General features: G+C 73.1%; 22 protein-coding genes. 18 read left to right on the forward strand and 4 right to left on the reverse strand.

The window, feature by feature from the left end; all coding sequences use genetic code 11:
* Positions 1-141: 141 nt before the first annotated feature.
* The gene (locus tag OG896_RS08155; RefSeq protein ID WP_329363767.1) at positions 142-567 is read left to right on the forward strand and encodes a VOC family protein; all 426 of its coding nucleotides are present in this window, start codon (positions 142-144) and stop codon (positions 565-567) included.
* Here the strand turns inward: OG896_RS08155 and OG896_RS08160 are convergent.
* Together OG896_RS08160 and OG896_RS08165 are read right to left on the reverse strand one after the other, a co-directional pair.
* Complete coding sequence (locus OG896_RS08160; protein WP_329363769.1) at positions 557-1,234, reverse strand: helix-turn-helix transcriptional regulator; 678 nt, start codon at positions 1,232-1,234, stop codon at positions 557-559. The two genes, OG896_RS08155 and OG896_RS08160, sit on opposite strands and share 11 nt — an antisense overlap.
* A 27-nt stretch (positions 1,235-1,261) precedes the next feature.
* Positions 1,262-2,605 (reverse strand): YihY/virulence factor BrkB family protein, encoded by a 1,344-nt coding sequence (locus OG896_RS08165; RefSeq protein ID WP_443056969.1) that lies wholly within the window; start codon positions 2,603-2,605, stop codon positions 1,262-1,264.
* Positions 2,606-2,623: 18 nt separating this feature from the next.
* Here OG896_RS08165 and OG896_RS08170 point away from each other — a divergent pair, with 18 nt between their 5' ends.
* From OG896_RS08170 to OG896_RS08245, 16 genes are all read left to right on the forward strand, one after another.
* Positions 2,624-4,279 (forward strand): acyl-CoA dehydrogenase family protein, encoded by a 1,656-nt coding sequence (locus OG896_RS08170; RefSeq protein ID WP_329363773.1) that lies wholly within the window; start codon positions 2,624-2,626, stop codon positions 4,277-4,279.
* Between the two features lie 365 nt (positions 4,280-4,644).
* Positions 4,645-5,919 carry a helix-turn-helix domain-containing protein gene (locus tag OG896_RS08175; RefSeq protein ID WP_329363775.1) on the forward strand — a complete coding sequence of 425 codons (1,275 nt, stop codon included), beginning with the start codon at positions 4,645-4,647 and terminating at the stop codon, positions 5,917-5,919.
* A gap of 99 nt (positions 5,920-6,018) precedes the next feature.
* Positions 6,019-6,102, forward strand: coding sequence for a putative leader peptide (locus tag OG896_RS08180; RefSeq protein WP_322899662.1), 84 nt, complete (start codon positions 6,019-6,021; stop codon positions 6,100-6,102).
* Positions 6,103-6,286: 184 nt separating this feature from the next.
* On the forward strand, positions 6,287-8,011 hold the full coding sequence (locus OG896_RS08185; RefSeq protein ID WP_329363777.1) for a nitrite/sulfite reductase: 1,725 nt from the start codon (positions 6,287-6,289) through the stop codon (positions 8,009-8,011).
* A complete protein-coding gene (locus OG896_RS08190) occupies positions 8,008-8,199 on the forward strand; it encodes a hypothetical protein (protein WP_329363779.1) in 192 nt (63 codons plus the stop codon). Before OG896_RS08185 ends, OG896_RS08190 begins: the two co-directional genes overlap by 4 nt.
* A complete protein-coding gene (locus OG896_RS08195) occupies positions 8,196-8,900 on the forward strand; it encodes a phosphoadenylyl-sulfate reductase (RefSeq protein WP_329363781.1) in 705 nt (234 codons plus the stop codon). The genes OG896_RS08190 and OG896_RS08195 overlap by 4 nt, the downstream gene beginning before the upstream one ends.
* A 17-nt stretch (positions 8,901-8,917) precedes the next feature.
* Positions 8,918-9,628, forward strand: coding sequence for an adenylyl-sulfate kinase (gene cysC, locus OG896_RS08200; RefSeq protein WP_443057237.1), 711 nt, complete (start codon positions 8,918-8,920; stop codon positions 9,626-9,628).
* A complete protein-coding gene (gene cysD / locus OG896_RS08205) occupies positions 9,625-10,560 on the forward strand; it encodes a sulfate adenylyltransferase subunit CysD (protein ID WP_329363783.1) in 936 nt (311 codons plus the stop codon). The genes cysC and cysD overlap by 4 nt, the downstream gene beginning before the upstream one ends.
* Before the next feature lie 2 nt (positions 10,561-10,562).
* A complete protein-coding gene (locus OG896_RS08210; RefSeq protein ID WP_328470513.1) occupies positions 10,563-11,909 on the forward strand; it encodes a sulfate adenylyltransferase subunit 1 in 1,347 nt (448 codons plus the stop codon).
* Between the two features lie 357 nt (positions 11,910-12,266).
* The gene (locus OG896_RS08215; RefSeq protein WP_329373811.1) at positions 12,267-13,397 is read left to right on the forward strand and encodes an aliphatic sulfonate ABC transporter substrate-binding protein; all 1,131 of its coding nucleotides are present in this window, start codon (positions 12,267-12,269) and stop codon (positions 13,395-13,397) included.
* Between the two features lie 198 nt (positions 13,398-13,595).
* Positions 13,596-14,399, forward strand: coding sequence for an ABC transporter ATP-binding protein (locus tag OG896_RS08220; protein ID WP_402448636.1), 804 nt, complete (start codon positions 13,596-13,598; stop codon positions 14,397-14,399).
* Positions 14,386-15,333 carry an ABC transporter permease gene (locus tag OG896_RS08225; protein ID WP_329363786.1) on the forward strand — a complete coding sequence of 316 codons (948 nt, stop codon included), beginning with the start codon at positions 14,386-14,388 and terminating at the stop codon, positions 15,331-15,333. Before OG896_RS08220 ends, OG896_RS08225 begins: the two co-directional genes overlap by 14 nt.
* 2 nt (positions 15,334-15,335) lie before the next feature.
* Positions 15,336-16,121, forward strand: coding sequence for a sirohydrochlorin chelatase (locus OG896_RS08230; RefSeq protein ID WP_329363788.1), 786 nt, complete (start codon positions 15,336-15,338; stop codon positions 16,119-16,121).
* 298 nt (positions 16,122-16,419) lie between these two features.
* Entirely contained in the window at positions 16,420-18,666 is a 2,247-nt protein-coding gene (locus OG896_RS08235) for an MMPL family transporter (RefSeq protein ID WP_329373813.1), read from the forward strand.
* Positions 18,667-18,745: 79 nt separating this feature from the next.
* On the forward strand, positions 18,746-19,831 hold the full coding sequence (locus OG896_RS08240) for a sigma-70 family RNA polymerase sigma factor (RefSeq protein WP_329363790.1): 1,086 nt from the start codon (positions 18,746-18,748) through the stop codon (positions 19,829-19,831).
* 408 nt (positions 19,832-20,239) lie between these two features.
* Positions 20,240-21,103, forward strand: a complete 864-nt coding sequence (locus OG896_RS08245) for an aminoglycoside phosphotransferase family protein (protein WP_329363792.1) — start codon at positions 20,240-20,242, stop codon at positions 21,101-21,103.
* A 163-nt stretch (positions 21,104-21,266) separates the two neighbouring features.
* Here the strand turns inward: OG896_RS08245 and OG896_RS08250 are convergent, their stop codons facing one another.
* Both OG896_RS08250 and OG896_RS08255 read right to left on the reverse strand, forming a co-directional pair.
* Entirely contained in the window at positions 21,267-21,980 is a 714-nt protein-coding gene (locus OG896_RS08250) for a 3'-5' exonuclease (protein WP_328470507.1), read from the reverse strand.
* Positions 21,981-22,108: 128 nt separating this feature from the next.
* Positions 22,109-23,365: an SAV2148 family HEPN domain-containing protein gene (locus OG896_RS08255; protein ID WP_443057238.1), complete on the reverse strand. Its 1,257-nt coding sequence runs from the start codon at positions 23,363-23,365 to the stop codon at positions 22,109-22,111.
* Between the two features lie 241 nt (positions 23,366-23,606).
* Between OG896_RS08255 and glgX the strand changes: the two genes are divergently transcribed.
* Positions 23,607-25,745: a glycogen debranching protein GlgX gene (gene glgX, locus OG896_RS08260; protein WP_329363795.1), complete on the forward strand. Its 2,139-nt coding sequence runs from the start codon at positions 23,607-23,609 to the stop codon at positions 25,743-25,745.
* The last annotated feature ends 1 nt before the right edge of the window (position 25,746 follow it).

Raw genomic sequence — 25,746 nt, forward strand, 5'->3', positions numbered from 1 at the left:
TGGCTGGTCGCGCGGTTCCCCGCGCCCCTTGGTTCGTGCGGCTCCTCCGTGGAAGGAGCGTCACCCCGCCAAGGGGCGCGGCCGGCGCGGTGTCCGTTTCGTTCAAGACCCGCCTCGGGGGCGGCACCTAGCGTGGATGGCATGAACGCACACATCACGCCCCGCCTTGACCTCGTCTCGCTCACCGTCGCCGACATGGCCGCATCGCTGGCGTTCTACCGCAGGCTCGGGCTGGAGTTGCCGGACGACGCCGACGGGCAGCCGCATGTGGAGGTGGTGCTGCCCGGGGGGTTGCGGGTGGCGTGGGACACCGTGGAGACGGTGCGCTCGTTCGACCCGGGGTGGAAGCCGGCGGTCGGCGCGCGGGTGGCGCTCGCCTTCGACTGCGGGAGTCCCGAAGGGGTGGACGCCTGCTACGGCGAGCTGACGGACGCGGGTCACGAGGGTCACCTCAAGCCGTGGGACGCCTTCTGGGGCCAGCGGTACGCCGTCGTCCACGACCCGGACGGCAACACGGTGGAGCTGTTCGCGGCGCTGCCCTCGGTCGCCACGGGCGCTACCTCCTGACCAGTTCGCCCAGCGGCACGCCGGCCAGCGCGCGCACCTCGCGGGAGAGGTGCGGCTGGTCGGCGTAGCCGGCTTCCGCGGCCACGTCGGCGAAGGGCGTGCCCGCGCGGGCGAGTTCCAGCGCCCGCTGGAGGCGGAGGATGCGCGCCAGCGTCTTCGGCCCGTACCCGAACGCGGCCTCGCAGCGGCGCCGCAACTGCCGCTCCCCCAGGCCGGTCCGGCCGGCCACCTCAGCGACCGTGCGCCCTGCCGCCAGCGCCCCGGCCACCCGGCGCGGCAGCGGGTCGGCCGGGCCCACCTCGCGGGTGCGGCGGGAGACCCACTGCTCCAGCACCGCCACCGGATCGTCCCCGGCGCGCTCGGCCAGCTGCCGGGCCCGCGCCCCGGGCCACAGGTCCGCCAGCGGCACCCGCAGGTCCCGCATCTCGCGCGCGGGCACGCCCAGCAGCCCCGGGCCCGCGCCCGGCGCGAAGCGCAGTCCCGCGTAGGAGGCGCCCGGCCGGTCGTGCGCGGCGTGGGCCGCGGTGTCGGGGCCGGCGACCAGGAGGGTGCCGTCGTGCCAGATCAGGTCCATGCAGCCGTCGGGCAGCACGCGGTACTCACCGCCGCCGTCCGTCCGCGACCACACGGTGACCCCGCCGACCGGGTGCGCCCACTCGCTGTACACCCCTCCATTGTCGCCCGGCCGCGCCGGTCACCCGGCGGGCGGCCCGCCGTCGCCCCGGGGACGCGGGTACCGGGGGTTCACCGGCGGAAGGGGCGGCATGGGCGGCGGGGGCGGCGGCACGCGCGGAGCGGGCGGGGCCGCGGACAGGGACTGCGGGGTCGGCGGGGCCACGGGCGGCGGCGCCTCGCTCGGATAGTCGCGGGCGTCGGGCGCCGGCGGGCGGCGGCGCGGGGTGGCGCCGGGGCGGCTGGGCCGCAGCCGGGCCCGGATGTCCAGGTGCGGATGGAAGTCGGCCCAGCGCTCCGGGTACTCCGCCGGCGGCAACTGCGCCTCGCGCTCTTCCTCCTCTTCGGTGCTCGGCGCCGCGTGCCGGGCCCGGCGGGCGGCCGCGCGGGCCACCACGGCCTCCGCGGCGGCCTCCCGCAGCCGGGCGTTCTCCTCGCGGGCCGCGGAGGTGGCGACCGAGGGCCACACCCGGTCCACGGCGGCGTTGACCGCCGCGCCGACCAGGACCGCGAACGCGGACACACCTATCCACAGCAGCACCGCGACGGGCGCGGCCAGCGAGCCGTAGATCGTGTGCCCCTCGACGGCGTGGGTGAGGTAGATCCGCAGTACGAAGCTGCCGAGCACCCACATCAGCAGGGCCACCAGCGCGCCGGGCACGTCCTCGTACCAGGGCGATCTGACCGGCACCGAGACGTGGTACAGCGTGGTGAGGAACGCGATCGAGGCGAACAGCGCGGCCGGCCAGTACAGGATGTGCTCGGTCGCGCTGCCCCCGGGTAGGTACCGGGTCAGCGTGCCGGGCCCGACCACGACCAGTGGCAGCACGGCCGCGCCGACCAGCAGCGCGGCCACGTACAGCAGCAGGGACATCAGCCGGGTGCGGACGATGCCGCGGCGGCCCTCCAGGCCGTACATGATGGTGATGGTGTCGACGAAGACGTTGACGGCGCGGGAGCCCGACCACAGGGCGATCAGGAAGCCGATGGAGATCAGGTCCGGCCGGCGGCCGTGGAAGACGTCGTCCACCAGCGGCTTGACCAGCTGGTTGACGCCCTTGTCGGAGAGCACCGTCGAGGACGCCTTGAGGATGTTGTGCCGGATGTGGTCGATCGTGTCGAGGCCGACCACGGTGTCGACGTAGCCGAGCGCGCCGACCAGCCCGAGCAGCAGCGGCGGCAGCGACAGCAGCACGAAGAAGGCCGCCTCGGCGGCGAGTCCGGTGACGCGGTACTCCATGCAGGAGTCCACCGTGTCCTTGAGCAGCAGCCAGGCCATCCGGCGTTTGGAGACATTCCGGTACAGCGCGCGGGCCCTTCGCCACCGACCCGGACGCCGATGGCTTCTTTCGTCTGCTGCTTGCACCCCCTTACGTTAGCTGGCATGACTGCCCCCACTCACACGGTCACGAACCAGGTGCCGCCCCTGGTCGGCCATGACGTGTACAGCACCGACCGCGCGCTCGCCGAAGGTGTGGCGCGGCACGCGGACCCGGTGCGGCTGGCGGAGATCACCGACGAGTTGAGCGACCTCGGCAAGGCCGCGGGTTCCGCTCAGGCGCAGCAGTGGGGCGAGGAGGCGAACACCTGCACCCCAGTGCTGCGCACCCACGACCGGTACGGCAACCGGATCGACGAGGTGGACTTCCATCCGGCCTGGCACCGGCTGCTGGGCCACGCGGTCTCCTCGGGCCTGACCGACGCCTGGTCGCGGCCCCAGGGCCATCTGCGGCGGGCCGCGGGCTTCATGGTGTGGACGCAGGCCGAGGCCGGGCACGGCTGCCCGGTGTCGATGACGCACGCCGCGGTGCCCGCGCTGCGCGCCGACCCGGAACTGGCCGCCGAGTGGGAGCCGCGGCTCGGCTCGCACGTCTACGACCACCGGCTGGTCGCCCCCGGGCAGAAGCCGGGCGCGCTGTTCGGGATGGGCATGACCGAGAAGCAGGGCGGCTCCGACGTCCGCTCGAACACCACCACCGCGCAGCCGCTCGCGGAGGACGGCAGTTACACCCTCACCGGCCACAAGTGGTTCTGCTCGGCGCCGATGTCGGACGGCTTCCTGGTGCTGGCGCAGGTGCCGGCGCCGGACCGGGACCAGGACCGGCTGACCTGCTTCCTGGTGCCGCGGGTGCTGGCCGACGGCACCCGCAACGTCTTCGCGATCCAGCGGCTGAAGGACAAGCTCGGCAACCGCTCCAACGCCTCCTCCGAGGTGGAGTTCGCCGGCACCTGGGCACGCCGGGTCGGCGAGGAAGGCCGCGGGATCGCCACGATCATCGAGATGGTGGCCGCCACCCGGCTGGACTGCGCGCTGGGTTCGGCCGCGCTGATGCGGCAGGCGGTCGCGCAGGCGGTGCACCACGCCACCTACCGCAGCGCGTTCGGCGGACCGCTGATCGACAAGCCGCTGATGCGCAACGTCCTGGCCGACCTGGCACTGGAGTCGGAGGCGGCCACCACCGCGGTGCTGCGGCTGGCGGCGGCGTACGACGCGGACACCCCGCGCGAACGCGCGCTGCGCCGGCTCGCGGTGGCGGTCACCAAGTTCTGGGTCACCAAGCGGTGCCCGTCGGTGGCCGTCGAGGCGCTGGAGTGCCTGGGCGGCAACGGCTACGTCGAGGAGTCCGGCATGCCGCGGATCTTCCGGGAGTCGCCGCTGAACTCGGTGTGGGAGGGCTCCGGGAACGTGCAGGCGCTCGACGTGCTGCGGGTGCTCCAGCGCGAGCCGCAGGCGGTGGACGCCTTCCTCGCGGAGATCGGGCTCGCGCACGGCGCGGACCACCGGCTGGACGCCGCGGTGAAGGACCTGCTCTCCGACCTCGCCGACCTGGAGGGCATCGAGGCGCGGGCCCGGCGGGTCGTGGAGCGGATGGCGCTGGTCTTCCAGGGCTCGCTGCTGGTGCGGTTCGCGCCCGCGCCGGTGGCCGACGCGTTCTGCGCGTCGCGGCTGGGCCGGGACTGGGGCGCGACGTTCGGCACGCTGCCGCGCTCGGTCGATCTGGCGGCGCTGGTGGACCGGGCCAGGCCGGTGGAGGGGTGAGGGTGACCGGGGAGCCGCCCGGGGAGTAGGGACCCCCGCGACGGCGCCTGCGGAGCAAGGGAGGGCACCCGCGGAGCGAGGGCACCCGCGAGGACACCCGGGCGGGCGGGCGCCGGTCCGGGCGGTGGGGGTGGCACCGCGCCGACTCGGCACCACCCCCAGTACACGGCCCGTACCCGACGGGGCTCCACCGACCGCGAGTTGGACCTGTGCAGGGTCGGTGACGTGCCGTCACTGTCGGTCGAATTCGCGTAGGCTCGCAACCGTTGCAGAAGGTTGCACGCGGCCCCGGTGCGCCCCGGTGGCCGCGGCTACGCGGGCGCACCGACCACCGGAACACGGCAACGGGGCTGAGCGGGGGCGAGATGGCACACCTTCGGATCGGTGCGGTGCGGTCGGCCGGCACCGGCGAGCGGACCTCGGAGCGCCTGCTGGCGTCGGCACGGGAGGCCGCCCTGGCCGGTCAGGCGCCGTGCACGGCGCCGCGCACGGTGATCGGCGAGTCGTGGACGCGGATGCTGCGGCTGGGCGTGGACCCCGACACCGGAGAGCCCGACCGCATCCTGAGCACCGACGACGTCGAGCAGCGCCGGCAGTCCACCCCGCTCGCGGACATCCTGCCGAGCCTGCGCGACGGCCTGGTGTCGGTCGCGAACGCGGACCGGCACATCATGGTGGTCACCGACGCCGAGGGCCGGGTGCTGTGGCGCGACGGCAACCTCGCGCTCAGCAAGAGCGCCGACCGGCTGGGCTTCGCCGAGGGCGCGTCCTGGGCCGAGGGCTCGGTGGGCACCAACGCGATCGGCACCGCGCTGGTCACCCGTACCCCGTTGCAAGTGCACTCGGCCGAGCACTTCGTCCGCACCCTGCACCACTGGACCTGCGCGGCCGCGCCGCTGCACGACCCGCGCGACGGCCGGCTGCTGGGCGTGGTGGACGTGAGCGGTCCCGCCACCCGGGCCCATCCCAGCACGCTGGCACTGGTGTCGGCGGTCGCCCGGGTCGCGGAGGGCGAACTGCGGGCGCGGCACTGGGAGGCGGTGGAGCGGCTGCGGTCGGTGGCGGCGCCGCTGCTGACCCGGATCTCCGGGCAGGCGCTGGCCGTGGACCGGAACGGGTGGACGGCGGCGGTGACCGGGATGGCCGGCCCGGACCGGGTCACGCTGCCCGTGGAGGTGCGGCCCGGGCAGGCGTGGCTGCCGGCGCTGGGGCTGTGCGAGCTGGACCCGCTGCCGGGCGGCTGGCTGATCCGGGTGAGCGCGCGGGAGCGGCCGGTGGCTGGGAACCGCGTGGTGCTCGACGTGAGCGGGGCGCAGGGCAGCGAGGTGACCGTGCACGGCCCGGCCGGCGGCTGGACGCAGCAGCTCAGCCCGCGCCATGCCGAGCTGCTGTTCGTGCTGGCGCTGCACCCGGGCGGGCGCAGCGCGGCGCAGCTCGCCGCGGACCTCTTCGGCGACCCGAGCCGTACGGTGACTGTCCGCGCGGAGATGTCGAGGCTGCGCCGCACCCTCGCGGGCGTGCTGGCGCACCGGCCGTATCGTTTCGCCGACGGGGTGCGCGTGGAGGTGCTGCGGCCGGTCCGCGAGGCGGAGCTGCTCCCCCACTCGCTGGCCCCGGCGGTGCTCGCGGAACGGGGGTGAGCGGTCCGCGAGGCAAGCGGTGCCCACTATTCGGGATGAAGTGGTCCACATCGTGGATGTCGGTGGACTGGCCGAATACCTGCGTGCCACGCTTTCGTCATGTCACGCACTGGAATCGCCTTGGTAGGTCGGCCGCACGTCGACTTCTGCCGCGTGTCCAGCGCCATCTGTCCGGCGGGCTGAGCACCTAGCGGCGCGTACCGCGCCGACCCCGCCGTCCCCGCCGTCGTGGATGCGCGAGAGCCGCCTGCCGTGATCGGGTGAGCCGTGATGCCCTGCGCCCGCGCAGGCCCCGGGTCAGCCCGTGCCGCATGCCGCCCCGCGCCGCACCGACCCGTATACACGCCTGCCCGAAGGACGCATCGCCATGGCTTCCAGCCCCGACTCCCCCCAGCCCCCGGCCGGGAGCGCCGCTCCGAACGCCGCCGCCGCCCGCCGCAGGACCGGACGGCACCGCGGTGAAGGCCAGTGGGCGATGGGCCACTTCACGCCGCTGAACGCCAACGAGCAGTCCAAGAAGGACGACGACGGTCTCAACGTACGGACCCGGATCGAGACGATCTACGCGCACCGCGGCTTCGACTCGATCGACGGTTCCGACCTGCGCGGGCGGATGCGCTGGTGGGGCCTGTACACCCAGCGCCGGCCCGGGATCGACGGCGGCCGCACCGCCGTGCTGGAGCCGGAGGAGCTGGACGACAGCTTCTTCATGATGCGGGTGCGGATCGACGGCGGCCGGCTGACCGTGGCCCAACTGCGGGTGATCGGCGAGATCTCGCAGGAGTTCGCCCGCGGCACCGCCGACCTCACCGACCGGCAGAACATCCAGTACCACTGGATCAGGATCGAGGACGTGCCGGAGATCTGGCGCCGGCTGGAGGCCGTGGGCCTGTCCACCACCGAGGCGTGCGGCGACGTGCCGCGGGTCATCCTCGGCTCCCCCGTCGCGGGCATCGCCGAGGACGAGATCATCGACGGCACCCCCGCGATCGACGAGATCCACGAGCGGTACATCGGCACCAAGGAGTTCTCCAACCTGCCGCGCAAGTTCAAGACCGCGATCTCCGGCTCCCCGCTGCTCGACGTGGTGCACGAGATCAACGACATCGCGTTCGTCGGCGTGGACCACCCCGAGCACGGCCCCGGCTTCGACCTGTGGGTCGGCGGCGGGCTGTCCACCAACCCCAAGCTGGGCGTGCGGCTCGGCGCGTGGGTGCCGCTGGGCGAGGTGCCCGACGTGTGGGCCGGGGTGATCGGCATCTTCCGCGACTACGGCTACCGGCGGCTGCGCGGCCGCGCCCGGCTGAAGTTCCTCGTCGCGGACTGGGGCGCGGAGAAGTTCCGCCAGGTGCTCCAGGACGAGTACCTCAAGCGGCCGCTGCTGGACGGCCCCGGGCCCGAGCAGCCGGCGCAGGTGTGGCGCGACCACATCGGCGTGCACCGGCAGAAGGACGGCCGGTACTACGTCGGCTTCGCGCCGCGGGTCGGCCGGGTCGACGGCGCCACCCTGACGAAGATCGCCGAACTCGCCGGCGCGCACGGCTCGGACCGGCTGCGCACCACCACCGACCAGAAGCTGATCGTGCTGGACGTCGAGGAGGACCAGGTCGCGTCGCTGACCGCCGGGCTCGAAGCGCTCGACCTCCAGGTCGCGCCCTCGCCCTTCCGGCGCGGCACCATGGCCTGCACCGGCATCGAGTTCTGCAAGCTGGCGATCGTGGAGACGAAGGCGCGCGGCGCCTCGCTGATCGACGAACTCGAGCGGCGGCTGCCGGACTTCGACGAGCCGATCGCGATCAACATCAACGGCTGCCCCAACTCCTGCGCCCGTATCCAGACCGCGGACATCGGGCTCAAGGGCCAGCTCGTCACCGACGCCGACGGCAACCAGGTCGAGGGCTACCAGGTGCACCTCGGCGGCGGCCTCGGCCTCGACCCGGGCTTCGGCCGCAAGGTCCGCGGCCTGAAGGTCACCGCCACCGAACTGCCCGACTACGTCGAGCGCGTGCTGGGCCGCTTCCAGGCCGGGCGCACCGACGGCGAGCGCTTCGCCCAGTGGGCGGCCAGAGCGTCGGAGGAGGAGCTGTCGTGACGGAGCGAGCCGCGCCGTTCTACTGCCCCTACTGCGGCGACGAGGACCTGCGCCCCTCGGAACAGGGGCACGGCTCGTGGGAATGCCGGGCCTGCAACCGCGCATTCCAGTTGAAGTTCCTCGGCCTGCTCGCCGAGGGCTTCAAGGGACCTTCCCCGCACGGCTCTTCCGACGGAGGCGCACCGTGACCACCGCACCGCACACCGCGCAGGACCTGGAGCGGCTGGCCGAACAGGGCGGCCGCGACCTGGAGGAGGCGTCCGCACTCGACGTGCTGCGCTGGGCCGCCGACACCTTCGGCCGCCGCTTCTGCGTCACCTCCTCGATGGAGGACGCCGTCGTCGCGCACCTGGCCTCGCGCGCCATGCCCGGCGTGGACGTCGTCTTCCTCGACACCGGCTACCACTTCCCGGAGACCATCGGCACCCGGGACGCCGTGGACGCCGTCATGGACGTGAACGTGATCACGCTCACCCCGGCGCAGACCGTCGCCGAGCAGGACGCGCAGTACGGCGCGAAGCTGCACGACCGCGACCCCGACCTGTGCTGCGCGCTGCGCAAGGTCGCCCCCCTGGAGGCGGGCCTGCGCGGCTACGACGCGTGGGCCACCGGGCTGCGCCGCGACGAGTCCCCGACCCGCGCGGGCACCCCGGTGGTCGGTTGGGACGCCAAGCGCCGAAAGGTGAAGATCGCCCCGATCGCCCGATGGACACAGGAAGACGTGGAAACATACGTCGCTCAGCACGGGGTTCTCACCAACCCGCTGCTGATGGACGGCTATGCCTCGGTGGGCTGCGCCCCCTGCACCCGCCGGGTGCTGGAGGGCGAGGACGCCAGGTCGGGCCGGTGGGCCGGGCTCGGCAAGACCGAGTGCGGCATCCACCTGTGAACACACCGGTGAACGCTGTGCGCACGCCCCCGGACGCGGCTGCCCGCAGCCGCACCGGGCCGACGGCCACCGGGCCGACGGCCACCGGGCCGACGGCCACCGAGCCCACGACCATCGAGCCCGAGACGACCGAACCGACGACCACCGAGTCGACGAACCAGGAGGACCGGATGAGCGGCGGAGCCACGGTATGGCTCACCGGGCTGCCCAGCGCGGGCAAGACGACCATCGCCACCGCGTTGGCGGAGCAGCTGCGCGCCGAGGGCCGGCGGGTCGAGGTGCTGGACGGCGACGAGATCCGCGAATTCCTCTCCGCCGGGCTCGGCTTCACCCGCGAGGACCGGCACACCAACGTGCAGCGGATCGGCTTCGTCGCCGAACTGCTCGCCTCACACGGCGTGTTGGTGCTGGTCCCGGTGATCGCGCCCTACTCCGACAGCCGCGAGGCGGTCCGCAAGCGGCACCAGAGCCGCGGCACCGACTACGTCGAGGTGCACATCGCCACCCCCGTGGACGTCTGCGCGGTGCGCGACGTCAAGGGGCTGTACGCCAAGCAGGCCGCGGGCGAGCTGACCGGGCTCACCGGGGTCGACGACCCGTACGAGGTACCGCAGCACCCCGATCTGCGCATCGAGACCCAGGGCAGCAGCGTCGCGCAGTCGGCGGCCGCCGTGTACGCGTACCTCGGGGACAGCGGCCGCATCGCGAGCGAAAGAGGTAGGGCATGACGACGACCGTCGCGCAGAGCGGGGCGACCGCCAGTCCGTACGCGCTCACGCACCTGGACGCGCTGGAGTCGGAGGCGGTGCACATCTTCCGCGAGGTCGCGGGCGAGTTCGAGCGGCCGGTGATCCTCTTCTCCGGCGGCAAGGACTCGATCGTGATGCTGCACCTGGCGCTGAAGGCGTTCGCGCCGGCCGCGGTGCCGTTCTCGCTGCTGCACGTCGACACCGGCCACAACTTCCCCGAGGTGCTGGAGTACCGGGACCGTACGGTCGCCGAGCACACCTTGCGGCTGCACGTCGCGAAGGTGCAGGACTACATCGACGACGGGCGGCTGCGCGAGCGCCCGGACGGCACCCGCAACCCGCTGCAGACCGTGCCGCTCACCGAGGCGATCCAGCAGCACCGCTTCGACGCGGTGTTCGGCGGCGGCCGGCGCGACGAGGAGAAGGCGCGCGCCAAGGAGCGGGTCTTCTCGCTGCGCGACGAGTTCTCCCAGTGGGACCCGCGCCGCCAGCGCCCCGAGCTGTGGTCGCTCTACAACGGCCGGCACGCCCCCGGCGAGCACGTGCGGGTCTTCCCGCTCTCCAACTGGACCGAGCTGGACGTGTGGCAGTACATCGCCCGGGAGCACATCGCGCTGCCGGAGATCTACTTCGCGCACCGGCGGGAGGTCTTCAACCGGGCCGGCATGTGGCTGACCGCGGGCGACTGGGGCGGCCCGAAGGCCGACGAGCCGGTGCAGACCCGGCTGGTGCGCTACCGCACCGTCGGCGACATGTCCTGCACCGGCGCGGTCGACTCCGACGCCACCACACTCGAAGCGGTGATCACCGAGATCGCCGCCTCCCGGCTCACCGAGCGGGGCGCCACCCGCGCCGACGACAAGATGTCCGAGGCCGCGATGGAAGACCGCAAGCGCGAGGGGTACTTCTAGCCATGACCGGCACCACGAGCCCGATCACCGCCGAGCAGCTGTCGGCCACCACCCTGCTGCGCTTCGCCACCGCCGGCTCCGTCGACGACGGCAAGTCCACGCTGGTCGGGCGGCTGCTGCACGACTCCAAGTCGGTGCTCACCGACCAGTTGGAGGCAGTGCAGCGGGCGTCCCTGGTGCGCGGGCAGCAGGCCCCCGACCTGGCGCTGCTCACCGACGGACTGCGCGCCGAGCGCGAGCAGGGCATCACCATCGACGTCGCCTACCGCTACTTCGCCACCGCCCGGCGGCGGTTCATCCTCGCCGACACCCCCGGGCACGTGCAGTACACCCGCAACATGGTCACCGGCGCGTCCACCGCCGAACTGGCCGTGGTGCTGGTGGACGCCCGCAACGGCGTGGTCGAGCAGACCCGCCGGCACGCCGCGGTCGCCGCGCTGCTGCGGGTGCCGCACGTGGTGCTGGCGGTCAACAAGATGGACCTGGTCGACTACGCCGAGCCGGTGTTCGCCGCGATCGCCGAGGAGTTCACCGCGTACGCGGCCTCGCTCGGCGTGCCGGACGTCGCCGCCATCCCGATCTCCGCGCTCACCGGGGACAACGTGGTGGAGCCGTCGGCGAACATGGACTGGTACGGCGGCCCGACGGTGCTGGAGCACCTGGAGACCGTCCGGGTCGGCCACGACCTGACCGGCTGCCCGCCGCGCTTCCCGGTGCAGTACGTGATCCGGCCGCAGACCGCCGAGCACCCCGACTACCGCGGCTACGCCGGGCAGATCGCCTCCGGGCTGCTGCGGGTCGGCGACCCGGTGACGGTGCTGCCCTCGGGCCGGACCACCACGATCGCCGGGATCGACGCGCTCGGCACCGCGGTGGACACCGCGTGGGCCCCGCAGTCGGTGACCGTGCTGCTCACCGACGACGTGGACGTCTCCCGCGGCGATCTGATCGCGCCGACCGCCCACGCGCCGGCCGTCACCCAGGACATCACCGCCACCGCGTGCCACCTGCACGAGCGGCCGCTGCGGGTCGGCGAGCGGGTGCTGCTCAAGCACGCCACCCGCACGGTGAAGGCGATCGTGAAGGAACTGCCGTACCGGATCGACCTGTCGCACGGCCTCGCCCACGAGGAGAACCCGGCGGCGCTGGAGGTCAACGACATCGGCGCGGTGGTGCTGCGCACCGCGGAGCCGCTGCCGGTGGACGCCTACGCCGAGTCGCGGCTGACCGGGTCGTTCCTGCTCATCGACCCCGCCGACGGCGCCACGCTGACGGCCGGCATGGCGGGCGAGCCGTTCGCCGCCCGCCCCCAGGCCCCGGCCGCCGACGACGACGGATGGGACTTCTGACGGTGTCGGATCTGGCTCAGGAAGCCTTCTCGGGCTTCGCGAAGGAAGGCGGGCGGGTCGGCAGCGGCCGGGTCGGCGCCGGGACGGGCGGGGTCGCACGATGTGCGGGCTGACCCGCCCGGCCGCGGCCCGCACCACCGCCGCGGCCACCGCCGTACGCCGCGCACACCGCGCTCCTGCCGGGTGCGCCGCGTACCCGCTCCGTCCGCCGTACCCGAGACGCACCCGCCGTGCCCGGCACGCCCTGCCGCGGCACCGCTTCCGAGGACCTGACGCCACTCCGGCCGCGCCCTAGCACCATCGGGCGCGACACGCCGGGCCTTACGAAGGGACACACCCGTGTCTGCCCTGCCCCGCATATCCGCCCCGCGTGCCTCCCGCCGCCGCAGACTCGTCGCCGCGGCCGCCGCGCTGCCGATCCTCTTCGGCGCTCTTTCCGCCTGCGGCTACGGCTCCAGCAAGTCGGACGACGACGCCACCTCCGCACCGGCCGCCGCCGGCGGCAGCGCGAGCGCGAAGAAGCTCTCCACCGACGAGGTGAAGATCGGCTACTTCCCGAACCTCACCCACGCCACCGCCCTGGTCGGCCTGAAAGAGGGCTTCTTCCAGCAGGAGTTGGGCAGCACCAAGATCAAGCAGTCCACCTTCAACGCGGGCCCCGCGGAGATCGAGGCGCTCAACGCCGGCTCGATCGACATCGGCTGGATCGGCCCCTCGCCGTCCATCAACGGCTACACCCAGTCCAAGGGCTCCGACCTGAAGATCATCTCGGGGTCGGCCTCGGGCGGCGTCAAGCTGGTGGTCAACCCGAAGAAGATCAAGACCATCGCGGATCTCAAGGGCAAGAAGATCGCCACCCCGCAGCTGGGCAACACCCAGGACGTGGCGCTGCTGAACTTCATCAGGTCCAAGGGCTGGAAGGTCGACGCGCAGAGCGGCAAGGGCGACGTGTCGGTGGTCCGCACCGACAACTCGCTGGCCCCGCAGGCGTACGCGAGCGGTTCCATCGACGGCGCGTGGGTGCCGGAGCCCACCGCGTCGAAGCTGGTGGACGAGGGCGCGAAGGTGCTGCTCGACGAGAGCACGCTGTGGCCGAACAAGCAGTTCGTGATCACCAACGTGATCGTGTCGCAGAAGTTCCTCAAGGCGCACCCCGACGTCGTCGAGGCGGTGCTGCGCGGCTCGGTGAAGACCAACGCGTGGATCAACGCCAACCCCGACAAGGCGAAGGCGGACGCGAACACCCAGATCAAGGCGCTGACCCAGAAGTCGCTGCCGGCCAGCCAGCTCGACCCGGCGTGGAAGTCCATCCAGGTGCTCGACGACCCGCTGGCGGACACCGCCAAGGCCGAGGCGGAGCACGCGGTGTCGGCGGGCCTGCTCAAGGCGCCGAAGCTGGACGGGATCTACGACCTCACGCTGCTCAACAAGGTCCTCAAGGAGCAGGGCAAGCCGACGGTGAGCGCCGCCGGGCTCGGCACGCAGTAGCCCCCCGCTCCGCGCGGCCGGACCCGACGGCCCGGATGGCCCCGACGGCCCGGCCGCGCGGCAGGTCAGCGCACCTCAGCAGGCGTCAGCACAGCTCAGCACCGCGGCCTCGCGGCCCCACCGCGAAGCCGTACCGCGGCACCGCACTCCGCCGCACCCGACCGACCCCATCCCATGCGCAACCGAGGACCCCAGGAGGTGACCACCATGGCCGACACCCTCACCGGCCCCGCGGCACCGCCGGCGGGACCCGCCGGGTACGCCGCGCGCATCGACCATGTTTCGAAGGCGTTCGGCAGGCCCGGCGCCCAGCAGCTCGTGCTGGACGACATCACGCTCGACGTGGCGCCGGGTGAGTTCGTCTGCCTGCTGGGTGCCTCGGGGTGCGGCAAGTCCACCCTGCTGAACCTGGTGGCCGGGCTGGACAAGCCCTCGGCCGGCGCGATCGACGCGCCCGGCGGGCGGCCCGCGCTGATGTTCCAGGAGCACGCGCTGTTCCCGTGGCTGACCGCGGGCAAGAACATCGAACTGGCGCTGCGGCTGCGCGGGGTGCCGCGCGAGGAGCGCAGGGCCGAGGCCGAACGGCTGCTGTCCCTGGTCCGGCTCGGCGACGCGTACGGCAAGCGGGTGCACGAGCTGTCCGGCGGGATGCGGCAGCGGGTGGCGCTGGCCCGGGCGCTCGCCCAGGACAGCCAACTGCTGCTGATGGACGAGCCGTTCGCGGCGCTCGACGCGATCACCCGGGACGTGCTGCACGACGAGCTGACCCGGATCTGGTCCGAGACGGACCTGTCGGTGCTGTTCGTGACGCACAACGTGCGCGAGGCGGTCCGGCTCGCCCAGCGGGTCGTGCTGCTGTCCTCCCGGCCCGGCCGGATCAACCGGGAGTGGACCATCGACATCCCGCAGCCGCGCCGTATCGAGGACGCGGGCGTGGCCGACCTGTCCATCGAGATCACCGAAGAACTCCGGGGGGAGATCCGCCGCCATGGCCAGCACTGACACCGGAGCGAAGGACACCGCGCCGCTCGACGGGAACGAGCGGGCGGACGACGAGGCGCGCGCCGAGCGGTCGGCGCGGGACCTGTCCGGCCTGGAGGCCGGCCTGGACGCGCTGGAGACCGTCTCCGTCGGCCGCACGCCGGTCGGGCAGGTGCTGCTGAAGAAGGTGCTGCCGCCGCTCAGCGCGGTCGTGCTCGTGCTGGTGGTGTGGCAGCTGTGCGTGTGGGGCAAAGTCGCCGACCCGACGAAGCTGCCCAGCCCGCACGCGGTGTGGCAGGAGCTGGTGGACCGGTGGAACGCCGGTGACCTGTTCTCGATCATCTGGACCAGCGTGGAGCGCGGCCTGCTCGGCTTCCTCGCCGCGCTGGTGATCGGCACCCCGCTGGGCCTGCTGGTCGCCCGGGTGCCCTTCGTCCGGGCCGCCATCGGGCCGATCCTGTCCGGGCTCCAGTCGCTGCCCTCGGTGGCGTGGGTGCCGGCCGCGGTGATCTGGCTGGGCCTGAGCGACTCGGCGATGTACGCGGTGATCCTGCTCGGCGCGGTCCCCTCGATCGCCAACGGCCTGGTGGCCGGCATCGACCAGGTCCCGCCGCTGTACCTGCGGGCGGGCCGCACCATCGGCGCGACCGGGCTGCGCGGCGCCTGGTTCATCCTGCTGCCCGCGTCCCTGCCGGGCTACGTGGCCGGGCTGAAGCAGGGCTGGGCGTTCTCCTGGCGCTCCCTGATGGCCGCCGAGCTGATCGCCTCCTCGCCCGACCTGGGCGTGGGGCTGGGCCGCTACCTGGAGAACATGCGCGAGGCGTCCGACATGGCCGGCGTCTTCCTCGGCATCCTGCTGATCCTCGTGGTGGGCATAGCGATCGACCTCATCGTCTTCAGCCCGCTGGAGCGCTGGGTGCTGCGCAGCCGCGGCCTGACCGCGAGGGCCCAGTAGCCGTGCGCCCGCCCCGTACGGACCCGCCCGCGCTGCTGGTGATCGCGCACGGCTCGCGCGACCCGCGGCACGCCGCGACCGTACGGGCGCTGACCGCGCGGGTGGCGGCGGCCCGGCCGGGGCTGCGGGTGGACACCGCGTTCCTCGACTTCGACGCGCCGTCGGTGCCGGACGCCGTACGGCGGCTGGCGGCCGACGGCGTGTCCGACGCGGTGGCGCTGCCGCTGCTGCTGACCCGGGCGTTCCACGCCAAGACCGACATCCCGGCGGTGCTGGCCGAGTCGGCGGCCGAACTGCCGGGTCTGCGGCTGCGCACCGCGGCCGTGCTCGGCCCCTCGCCGCTGCTGACCGCCGCCCTGGAGCGGCGGCTGCGGGCGGCCGGGGTGCGGGCCCGTGACCGGGCCGGGACCGGCGTCGTCCTGGCGTCGGCCGGCTCCACCGACCCGGAGGCGAGCGCGGTGATCGCAGCAATCGCGCGGGAGTGGCGGCGTACCGGTTGGTGCGCCGTGCGGCCCGCGTTCGCCTCCGCTTCCCTGCCGCGCACCGAGGACGCGGTGCGCGCGCTGCGCGCGGAAGGGGTGCGCCGGATCGCGGTGGCACCGTACGTGCTCGCGCCCGGGTTCCTGCCGGACCGGATCGCCCGGGGCGCGCGGGAGGCGGGCGCGGACGTGCTCGCCGACGTCCTCGGCCCGGCACCCGAGGTGGCCGAGCTGCTGCTGCGCCGGTACGACGAGGCCCGCCTCGGGGCCCCTACCGCGCTCCCCCTCGGCCGTCTCGCCCTCGCCTGACCCGCCCGCGCCCCCGCGCCGACCTGCGATCACGCCTTCGCACCGGCCCGCCCCCACGGCCATTACGTGTAAGGGGCAGCCGCCAAGGTGATCAGGGCTTACCCTTCCGGTCGAAGGGGGGCTTTCCCCACCCCTGAGAGGGAGAACGCCTCACCTGAAGTCACCAGTTGGCCGGATGGGTCGGCGCCCCCTGGACTCGTAGCGTCATGGGTGGAAAGAGCGGCAGGTCACAGGCCGCCACCCAGGACGATCCTTCAAGGGGGACACCGTGAGTCGCGCTCGCGCACACGGCAGCAGAATGGGCATCGCGGCGGCCATGGGCGGCTGGAGCGCCCGGCACCGCTGGGCGGCGGTCGGCGGTTGGCTGCTCTTCGTCATCGCGGTCATGGTGATCGGCCAGTCCGTGGGCCGCTCCGACATCGACGAGAACCGGTCGATGGCCGGCGAGGTCAACCAGGCCGCGACCATCACCGACGACGCCGGGCTGAAGGACAAGGCGTCCGAGATGGTGCTGGTGCAGACCGCGCACGGCAGCGTCACCGACCCGGCGGTCCGCACCGCGGTCGACGACGTGATGAGCGCGGTGCGCTCCACCGGCCTCGCGACGGCGATCACCTCGCCGTACGACACCCAGGCCATCTCCAAGGACCACCACTCCGCGCTGGTCCGCTTCGACATGCGCGGGTCCGCCGACGACGCCCCCGACCATGTGCAGCCGGTGCTCGACGCGGTCGCCAAGACCCAGAGCGCCCACAAGGACCTGCGGATAGAGGAGTTCGGCGACGCCAGCGGCGAGCACGCGGTCGACAACGCCTTCGGCAGCGACTTCAAGACCGCGGAGTACTCCGCGGTGCCGGTCGCGCTGGCCATCCTGCTGATCGCGTTCGGCGCGCTGGTCGCCGCGCTGCTGCCGGTCGCGCTGGCGATGACCGCGTTCCTCGGCGCGGGCGGGGTGGTCGCCCTGGTCAGCCACGCCATCCCGATGAGCGACACCGCCAACTCGGTGATGCTGCTGGTGGGCCTGGCGGTCGGCGTCGACTACTGCCTGTTCTACCTGCGCCGGGAGCGCGAGGAGCGCGCCGCGGGCCACGACGCCGAGACCGCGCTGCGGATCGCCGCGACCACCTCCGGCCGGGCCATCCTGATCTCCGGGTTCACCGTGATCGTGGCGATGGCCGGGATGCTCTTCACCGGCATCGGCGACTTCAAGGCGATGGGCATGGCCACGATGATCGTGGTGGCGATCGCGATGTTCGGCTCGGTGACGGTGCTGCCCGCACTGCTGTCGCTGCTCGGCCAACGGGTCGAGAAGGGCCGCATCCCGTTCATCGGCCGCAAGTCCCGTGGCCACGGCCGCGGCCACGCCCCCGCGGCGAACAACGGCAGCCGCTTCTGGCGGACCGTGCTGCGGCCGGTGCTGCGCAACCCGAAGGCCGCGACCCTGATCGCCGGCGGCGCCCTGGTGGCCCTCGCGATCCCGGCGTTCTCGATGCACACCGCGAACCTGTCCACGTCGCAGGAACTGGGCGACAGCCTGCCGATCATCAAGACCTACGAGCACATCAACACCGCCTTCCCCGGCGGTCCCGACCCGGCGCACGTGGTGGTCAAGGCCGACGCGATCAACTCGCCGCAGGTCAAGAAGGCCATCGCCGACTTCCGCGCCGAGGCGGTCAGTTCGGGCGCCAGCACCGGCCCGGTCACCGTCACCGTGCACGGCCCGCAGAACGTCGCGCGGATCGACGTGCCGCTGGCCGGCGGCAGCGACCGGTCCAAGGCCGAGGCCGACGTACGGCTGCTGCGCGACCACGTGCGGCCCGACACGCTCGGCAAGCTCGACGGGGTCCAGGCGCCGATCACCGGTGACACCGCCTCGTCGATGGACTTCACCCACAAGATCACCAGCAGCGTGCCGCCGGTGTTCGCGTTCGTGATCGTCTTCGCCTTCCTGCTGATGCTGCTCTCCTTCCGGTCCCTGACCATCGCGCTGACCTCGATCGCGCTGAACCTGCTGTCGGTGGGCGCGGCCTACGGGGTGCTGAGCCTGGTCTTCCAGCACGGCGTCGGCGCCTCGCTGGTCGGCGCGCACAGCAGCGGCGCCGTGGTGGCCTGGCTGCCGCTGTTCCTCTTCGTGATCCTCTTCGGGCTGAGCATGGACTACCACGTGTTCGTGGTCTCCCGAATCCGCGAGGCGCGGATGCGCGGCCTGACCACCAAGGCCGCGATCGAGCACGGCATCACCACCACCGCGGGTGTGGTCACCAGCGCCGCCGTCATCATGGTCGCGGTCTTCGCGATCTTCGGGACGCTGTCGATGCAGAGCATGAAGCAGATGGGTGTCGGCCTGGCCTTCGCGGTGCTGATCGACGCCACCGTGATCCGCGGGGTGCTGCTGCCGGCGGTGATGACGCTGCTCGGCGAGCGGAACTGGTACCTGCCGCGGTGGATGCGGCGGATGCCCGACCTGACCCACGACGAGTCGGTGCTGCCGCTGCCGCCGGTCGCCGAGAGCCGGCCGCCCCTGCCGGTCCCGGACCGCGTCTGACCAGCACCGACAGACCCACAGTGCCCCCGCGCCGCGTCGGCTCGGGGGCACTGTCGGTGCCCGCGGGTACGGTGGGCCCATGAGCGTACGGCAGAGCGCGAGCAGGGCCGCGACGGCCGGGTCGACCCGGTCCGGCGGTGGGATCGAGGAGCGCCTGGAGGCGCACCGGGCCGAGTTGACCGGGTACTGCTATCGCATGCTCGGCTCCGCCTTCGAGGCCGAGGACGCGGTGCAGGAGACCATGGTGCGGGCCTGGCGGGGCGCCGACGGCTTCGAGGGCCGCGCGAGCCTGCGCTCGTGGCTGTACCGCATCGCGACGAACGTCTGCCTGGACAGCCTGAAGGCGGGCAAGCGCCGGGCCCGGCCGATGGACCTGTCGCCGGCCTCGCGGGCCGACGCGGCGCTGCCGGACCGCACCCCGGAGACGGACTGGGTGGAGCCCGTGCCGGACCTGCGGGCACTGCCGTCGGCGGGCGACCCGGCCGACGTGGTGGTCTCCCGCGAGAGCATCCGGCTGGCCTTCGTGGCCGCCCTCCAGCACCTGCCGCCGCGGCAGCGGGCCGTGCTGATCCTGCGCGAGGTGCTGGCCTGGAAGGCGAGCGAGACCGCCGAACTCCTCGGCACCACCGTCGCGTCGGTCAACAGCGCCCTGCAGCGCGCCCGCGCCACCCTGGCGGACGCCGGGCTCTCCGACACCCGCCCGGCCGCGCCCGAGGGCTCCCAGGGCGCCCAGAGCGCCCCGGCGACGGCCGCCATGGACAAGGAGCGGCAGGCCCTGCTGGACCGCTATGTCGACGCCTTCGAGCGGTACGACCTCGACGCCCTCACCAGCCTGCTGCACGAGGACGCCACCATGACCATGCCGCCGTACCCGCTGTGGCTGCGGGGGACCGGGGAGATACGCGCGTGGCTCGCCGGCACCGGCCGTGAATGCGAGGGCTCCCGGCTGCTGCCGGTCGCGGCGAACGGCGCACCCGGTTTCGGCCAGTACCGCCGCGACCCGTCCGGGCACGGCCACCGCGCGTGGGCGCTCCAGGTGCTCGACATCTCAGACGGGCGCGTCACCGGGCTCAACTCGTTCCTGGACACCGAGCGGCTCTTCCCGCTCTTCGGGCTCCCACTCGAACTGCCCGGCGAGCCCGGCGAGTTCGAGCAGCCCACGTAGCGGGGCCGAGGCGCCGCGCAGCCGCACCCGGTGGCCGGCCCGGCGAGCGGCCAGCGCGACGTGGGCCAGCGCGGACAGCGTGGCCCGGTCGGCGGCGAGGCCGGCCACGTCCAGGGACACCACCGCCATCGCCCCTCCTCGGTTTTCGCGTCCCGCATCCCGTTTCCTGTCCCGTTTCGGTCACCCGAACGGGCCTGCACGTGATACGACCAGTGCCGGGGTCGTAACTCATCGGTACTACGGGTACGTATTCGCGGCAGGTTTCGGCGGACTTCCCGGAAATCCGCAGCGAATCCACCGAGTGCGGGTGCGAGACTTGCCGTTGCCCCGCCGCATGGCCGATTCCTCCGGCATATGCGAACGGGCGGTGCGGGTGGGCCGCATGGGCAGAGAAGCGAGAGGCTGGGCATGGCGGACGCGGTGTTCACGCAGGACCGGGCGCGGGCGGTGCTGGACGCTGCCGGGCACCGGGAGGCCGACCTGCTCTCCTTCGGGGAGAACGCGGTCTTCGCCGCCGGGCGGCTGGTGATCAAGGTGGGGCGCGGCGCCGATCTGCTGGACCGGGCCAAACGCGAGGTGCGCACCGCGGATTGGCTCGCCAAGCACGACGTGCCCGCGGTGCGCTCCGCCGAGTCCGAGGTGCGGCTGGTGGAGGGGCACCCGATCACGTACTGGCAGCGGCTGCCGGAGTCCCTGCGGCCCGCCGCCACCGTCGACGTGGCACCGCTGCTGCGGCTCGTCCACGCCCTGCCGGAACCGGACTTCGGGTTGCCGCCGCGGGATCTGCTGGCCGGTGTGGAGCGGTGGCTGCGGGCGGCCGGCGACGCGGTGGACCCGGCCGACACGGCGTATCTGCGCCGCCGCAGGGACGCTTTCGCGCAGGCCGCGGCCGACCTCGTGCCGCGCCTGCCGCGCGGCCCGATCCACGGCGACGCGCTCCCCCGCAATGTGCATATCGGGCCGGACGGGCCCGTCCTGGTCGACCTGGAGACCTTCTCCTCCGACCTGCGCGAGCATGACCTGGTGGTTCAGGCGCTCAGCCGCGACCGCTACGGGGTGCCCACCGCGGACTACGACGCCTTCACCGCCGCCTACGGCTGGGACGTCACCACCTGGGACGGCTACGAGGCGCTGCGCGGCGCCCGGGAGACCGCGGGGTGCGCCTGGGTCGCCCAGCACGCCCCGGCGAACCCCGCGGCCCGCACGGAGTTCCGCCGGCGCGTGGCCTCGCTCCGCGCGGAGGACCCGTCCGTACGGTGGTATTCCTTCTAGCGCGGCGAACGGACAACGTGGCGGCCCCGTGCGGTCCGCTGCGGTCTGACGGTGCGTTGCGGCCGGCCGCAAGGTCCGGCACTCACGTGGCCGGGCAGGCCGGGGGTGCGGGGGCACCCTGAACTCCGTACGCCGAGAACTTCACGCGCTCACGGCGGAGCCGTCACCCGTGGACCGGGTGGGCCGGGCGAAGGGGCCAGTGCGGGTCCACCACAGCGGCGGCGTCCTTGCGGCGAAGCCATCCCTGGAAGTCCTCGGCCCACGCGGCGTACCAGAGCCGTTGGCGCTCCTGGAGGTCCCACAGATCCGCCTCCCCCGCCTCGGCGAACCTCAGCGCGACCGCCCGGGCCACCCGGACCGCCGCGAGGGCGTCGGCGCCCGCCTCGTGGGCGCCGTCGAGCACCACGCCGTACACCGCGCACGCGGCCTCCAGCGTGCGCTTGCCGCGCCGGTAGCGGTCGAGCGCGCGGTCGATGACGAGCGGGTCGATCACCGGCCCCGCGGTGCCCTCGCCGGAGGCGAGCCTCGGCAGTGCGTACCGCGCCAACTCCTCGTCCAGAAGGGTGAGATCGAAGGGCGCGTTGTAGACGACGACGGGCACCCGGGCCGCCCAGTAGCCGCGCAGCGCGTCCGCGACCTCGGCGACCACCTCGGGTGCGGGCCGCCCGTGCGCGGTCGCCCGCTCGGTGCTGACGCCGTGTATGGCGGTGGTCTCCGCCGGGATCGGCACGCCCGGGTCGGCGAGCCAACTGCGGCGCCGCACCGGCTCCCCCGCCTTGACCTCGGTGACCGCCGCGGTCACGATGCGGGCCTGCCGCGGATCGGTCCCCGTGGTCTCCAGGTCGAAGCCGACCAGCAGATCCTCGTGCCATGCCATGGCGTGTCCTTCCAGCCGTTCTCCCCCGTGTGCCCTGCCATCATCGCCTGACCCACTGACACTCCCGGCAGCCGGGCAGCACCGTTCCGGCGCCCGCGGCGTGGTAGGGCCGGTCCTTCGCCGGCGGGTCAGGACACCGGACGGGAGTCGGTCCAGATGCCCTCGAACTCCTCGCGGTAGACGTCGAACAGGCCGCCCTCGGCCGGCTTGTCGTCGTTGACCACCCGCCGGGTGCCGCCGCGCAGCACCAGCACCGGCACCTCCATACCGCGGGCCCGCCGCAGGTAGGTCTGCACCACGGCGAGGCCGTCGGTGCTGTCCCCGTCCACGAGGTACGCGGTGAAGCGCGGTGTCTCGTCGAACACCTGGATCTCGAACGCGCCCTGGTCGCGCACCCGGGCGCGGACCCGCCGCATGTGCAGGATGTTCATCTCCACCGACCGGCTCAGCTCGCCGCGCCCGAGGCCGAGTTCGCGCTCGCGGCGGCGCACCGCGCTGCTGGCCGGGTTGAGGAAGAGCAGCCGCACCCGGCAGCCGGACTCCGCGAGCCGGACCAGCCGCCGCCCGGAGTAGTTCTGCACCAGCAGGTTCAGGCCGATGCCGACCGCGTCCAGCCGTCTGGCTCCGGCGAAGAGGTCCTCGACCGGCAGTTGGCGCTGGAGCCGTACCCGGTCGGGGTAGACGCCGACCACGTCGGAGTAGCGGTCGGCGACCAGCTCCTCCACCGCGTCCACCGGCAGCCGCTGCTTGGCCGTCCGCGAGGGTCCCGAGCCCAGCAGCTCCAGCAGCCGCGCGGAGGAGCGCTCGACCTGGTCCAGCACGGTGCGCGACAGCGCCCGGTTGCGGGAGACCACGTGCCGGGCCACTTCCAGCTCGTCCAGGGCGAGTTCGAGCTCGCGCCGGTCGTCGAAGTACGGCTCGAAGCACGGCCAGTGCTGCACCACCAGCTCGCGGAGCTGGGGCAGCGTCAGGAAGCTGAGGACGTTGTCGTCGGCGGGGTCGAGCAGGAAGCCCTTGCGGCGGCTGACCTCGCGGACCGCGACGGCCCGCTGCACCCACTCGTGGCCGGCCGGTCCCGCGGCGGCGACCACCCACTCCTCGCCGTGCACCGGCTCGTAGATCGGCCGCAGCACCGCGTTGACCACGGCCCGCAGCCGCTGCTCGACGAGGTTGAGCCACACGTAGGCCCGGCCGGCCCGGCGGGCGCGGGTGCGCACCTCGGCCCACGCGTCGGCGCCCCAGTCCAGTTCCGCGCCGATCTCCAGCGGCGCGGCGACGGAGACCACGCCTGGCAGCGTGGGCACCCCGTCGTCCGGGGCATCCCCCGTGACGTGCCGGTCACCCTGCTCACCGCCACCCGGGAGCATCAGACCTCCGGACGTCACCACGTCACCGCCTCCCACCCCCGTCCACGATCAAGGAAGGGTACTGCGGTGCGGGGGGTGTCGCAGCCGGAACGACCCTACTTGACTACTAGCAGACAACCCCATCAGCCGTTCCGTCGCAGGCCGTTGCCGCAGTGTCACCCTCGGGAGGGAGCGGGATGGGAGGATGCTGTCGCAACGTCACTGCCGGTTGTGCGGCAACCCGCCGCGCGGCCGGTCCCCGGAGCGGAAGAGTCCTCACATGCAAGTCTGGCCGGGTCAGTCGTACCCGCTCGGTGCCACCTTCGACGGCGCGGGCACCAACTTCGCCGTCTTCTCCGAGGTGGCCTCGCGGATCGAGCTGTGTCTCCTGCAGGACGACGGCTCCGAGACGGCGGTGGAACTGCGGGAGGCGGACGCCTTCGTCCGGCACGCCTACCTGCCCGGGGTGATGCCCGGCCAGCGGTACGGCTTCCGGGTGCACGGGCCGTACGACCCGGCCCGCGGGCACCGCTGCAACTCCGCGAAGCTGCTGCTGGACCCGTACGCCAAGGCGGTGAGCGGCGGCATCGACTGGGACGAGGCGGTCTACGGCTACCGCTTCGGGCAGCCCGACTCCCGCAACGACCTGGACTCCGCCCCGCACACGATGTCGTCGGTGGTGGTCAATCCGTACTTCGACTGGGCCGAGGACCGCCCGCCGCGCATCGACTACCACAAGACGGTCATCTACGAAGCGCACGTCAAGGGCCTGACGATGACCCACCCGGGGTTGCCGGAGGAGATCCGCGGCACCTACGCGGCGCTGGCCCACCCGTCGGTGATCAGCCATCTCGTCGAACTCGGCGTCACCACCCTCGAACTGATGCCGGTGCACCAGTTCATCCAGGACCACCGGCTGGCCGACGCCGGGCTGGCCAACTACTGGGGCTACAACACCATCGGCTTCTTCGCCCCGCACAACGGCTACTCCTCGCTGGGCGACCGCGGCCAGCAGGTGCTGGAGTTCAAGACCGCGGTGCGCGCACTGCACCGGGCGGGCATCGAGGTGATCCTCGACGTGGTCTACAACCACACCGCCGAGGGCAGCCACCTGGGCCCCACGCTGTCGCTGCGCGGCCTGGACAACGCGTCGTACTACCGGCTCGGCGGCGACAAGCGCTACTACACGGACACCACCGGCACCGGCAACAGCCTGCTGATGCGCAGCCCGCACGTGCTCCAGCTGATCATGGACAGCCTGCGCTACTGGGTGACCGAGATGCACGTCGACGGGTTCCGGTTCGACCTGGCGGCCACGCTGGCCCGGCAGTTCCACGAGGTGGACCGGCTGTCGTCCTTCTTCGACCTGGTGCAGCAGGACCCGGTGGTCTCCCAGGTGAAGCTGATCGCCGAGCCGTGGGACGTCGGCGAGGGCGGCTACCAGGTCGGCAACTTCCCGCCGCTGTGGACGGAGTGGAACGGCAAGTTCCGTGACACGGTGCGCGACCTGTGGCGCGGCGAGAGCGCCACGCTGGCGGAGTTCGGCTCGCGGCTGACCGGCTCCTCCGACCTCTACCAGGACGACGGCCGCCGCCCGCTCGCCTCGATCAACTTCGTCACCTGCCACGACGGCTTCACCCTGCGCGACCTGGTGTCGTACAACGACAAGCGCAACGACGCCAACGGCGAGGGCAACCGGGACGGCGAGAGCTTCAACCGGTCGTGGAACTGCGGCGCCGAGGGGCCGACCGAGGACCGGGCGGTGCAGGCGCTGCGGCTGCGCCAGATGCGGAACTTCATCGCCACCCTGATGCTCTCGCAGGGCGTGCCGATGCTCAGCCACGGCGACGAGTTCGGCCGCACCCAGCGCGGCAACAACAACGTCTACTGCCAGGACAACGAACTGGCGTGGATCGGCTGGCCCGGCAAGCCCGGCAGCAGCGAGGCCGACGACGAGGCGCTGAAGCTGCACGAGTTCGTCAAGACGATGGTGTGGCTGCGCCGCGACCACGCGGTCTTCCGGCGCCGCCGCTTCTTCCACGGCCGGCCGGTGCAGGGCACCCACGACGAGCTGTCGGACATCGCCTGGTTCACCCCCGACGGGCGGGAGATGACGCAGCGGGACTGGCAGGCCGCGCACGCCAGGTCGCTGGTGGTGTTCCTGAACGGCAACGCGATCTCCGAGCCGGGCCCGCGCGGGGAGCCGGTCACCGACGACTCGTTCCTGCTGCTGTTCAACGCGGCGCCGCGCGCCCTGGAGTTCGTGCTGCCGGTCAACCACGGCAAGGAGTGGCAGCTCGTGATCGACACCGAGCGGCCGGACGGGGTGCCGCCGGGCGGCGGTGAGAAGGTCAGGGGCGGGGACTCCCTGCTGCTGGCCGACCGCAGCATCGTGGTGCTCCAGCGGCCCCCGGACTGAC

Origin of the sequence: Streptomyces sp. NBC_00669, from assembly GCF_036226785.1 — a bacterium.
Taxonomy (GTDB): Bacteria; Actinomycetota; Actinomycetes; order Streptomycetales; family Streptomycetaceae; genus Actinacidiphila.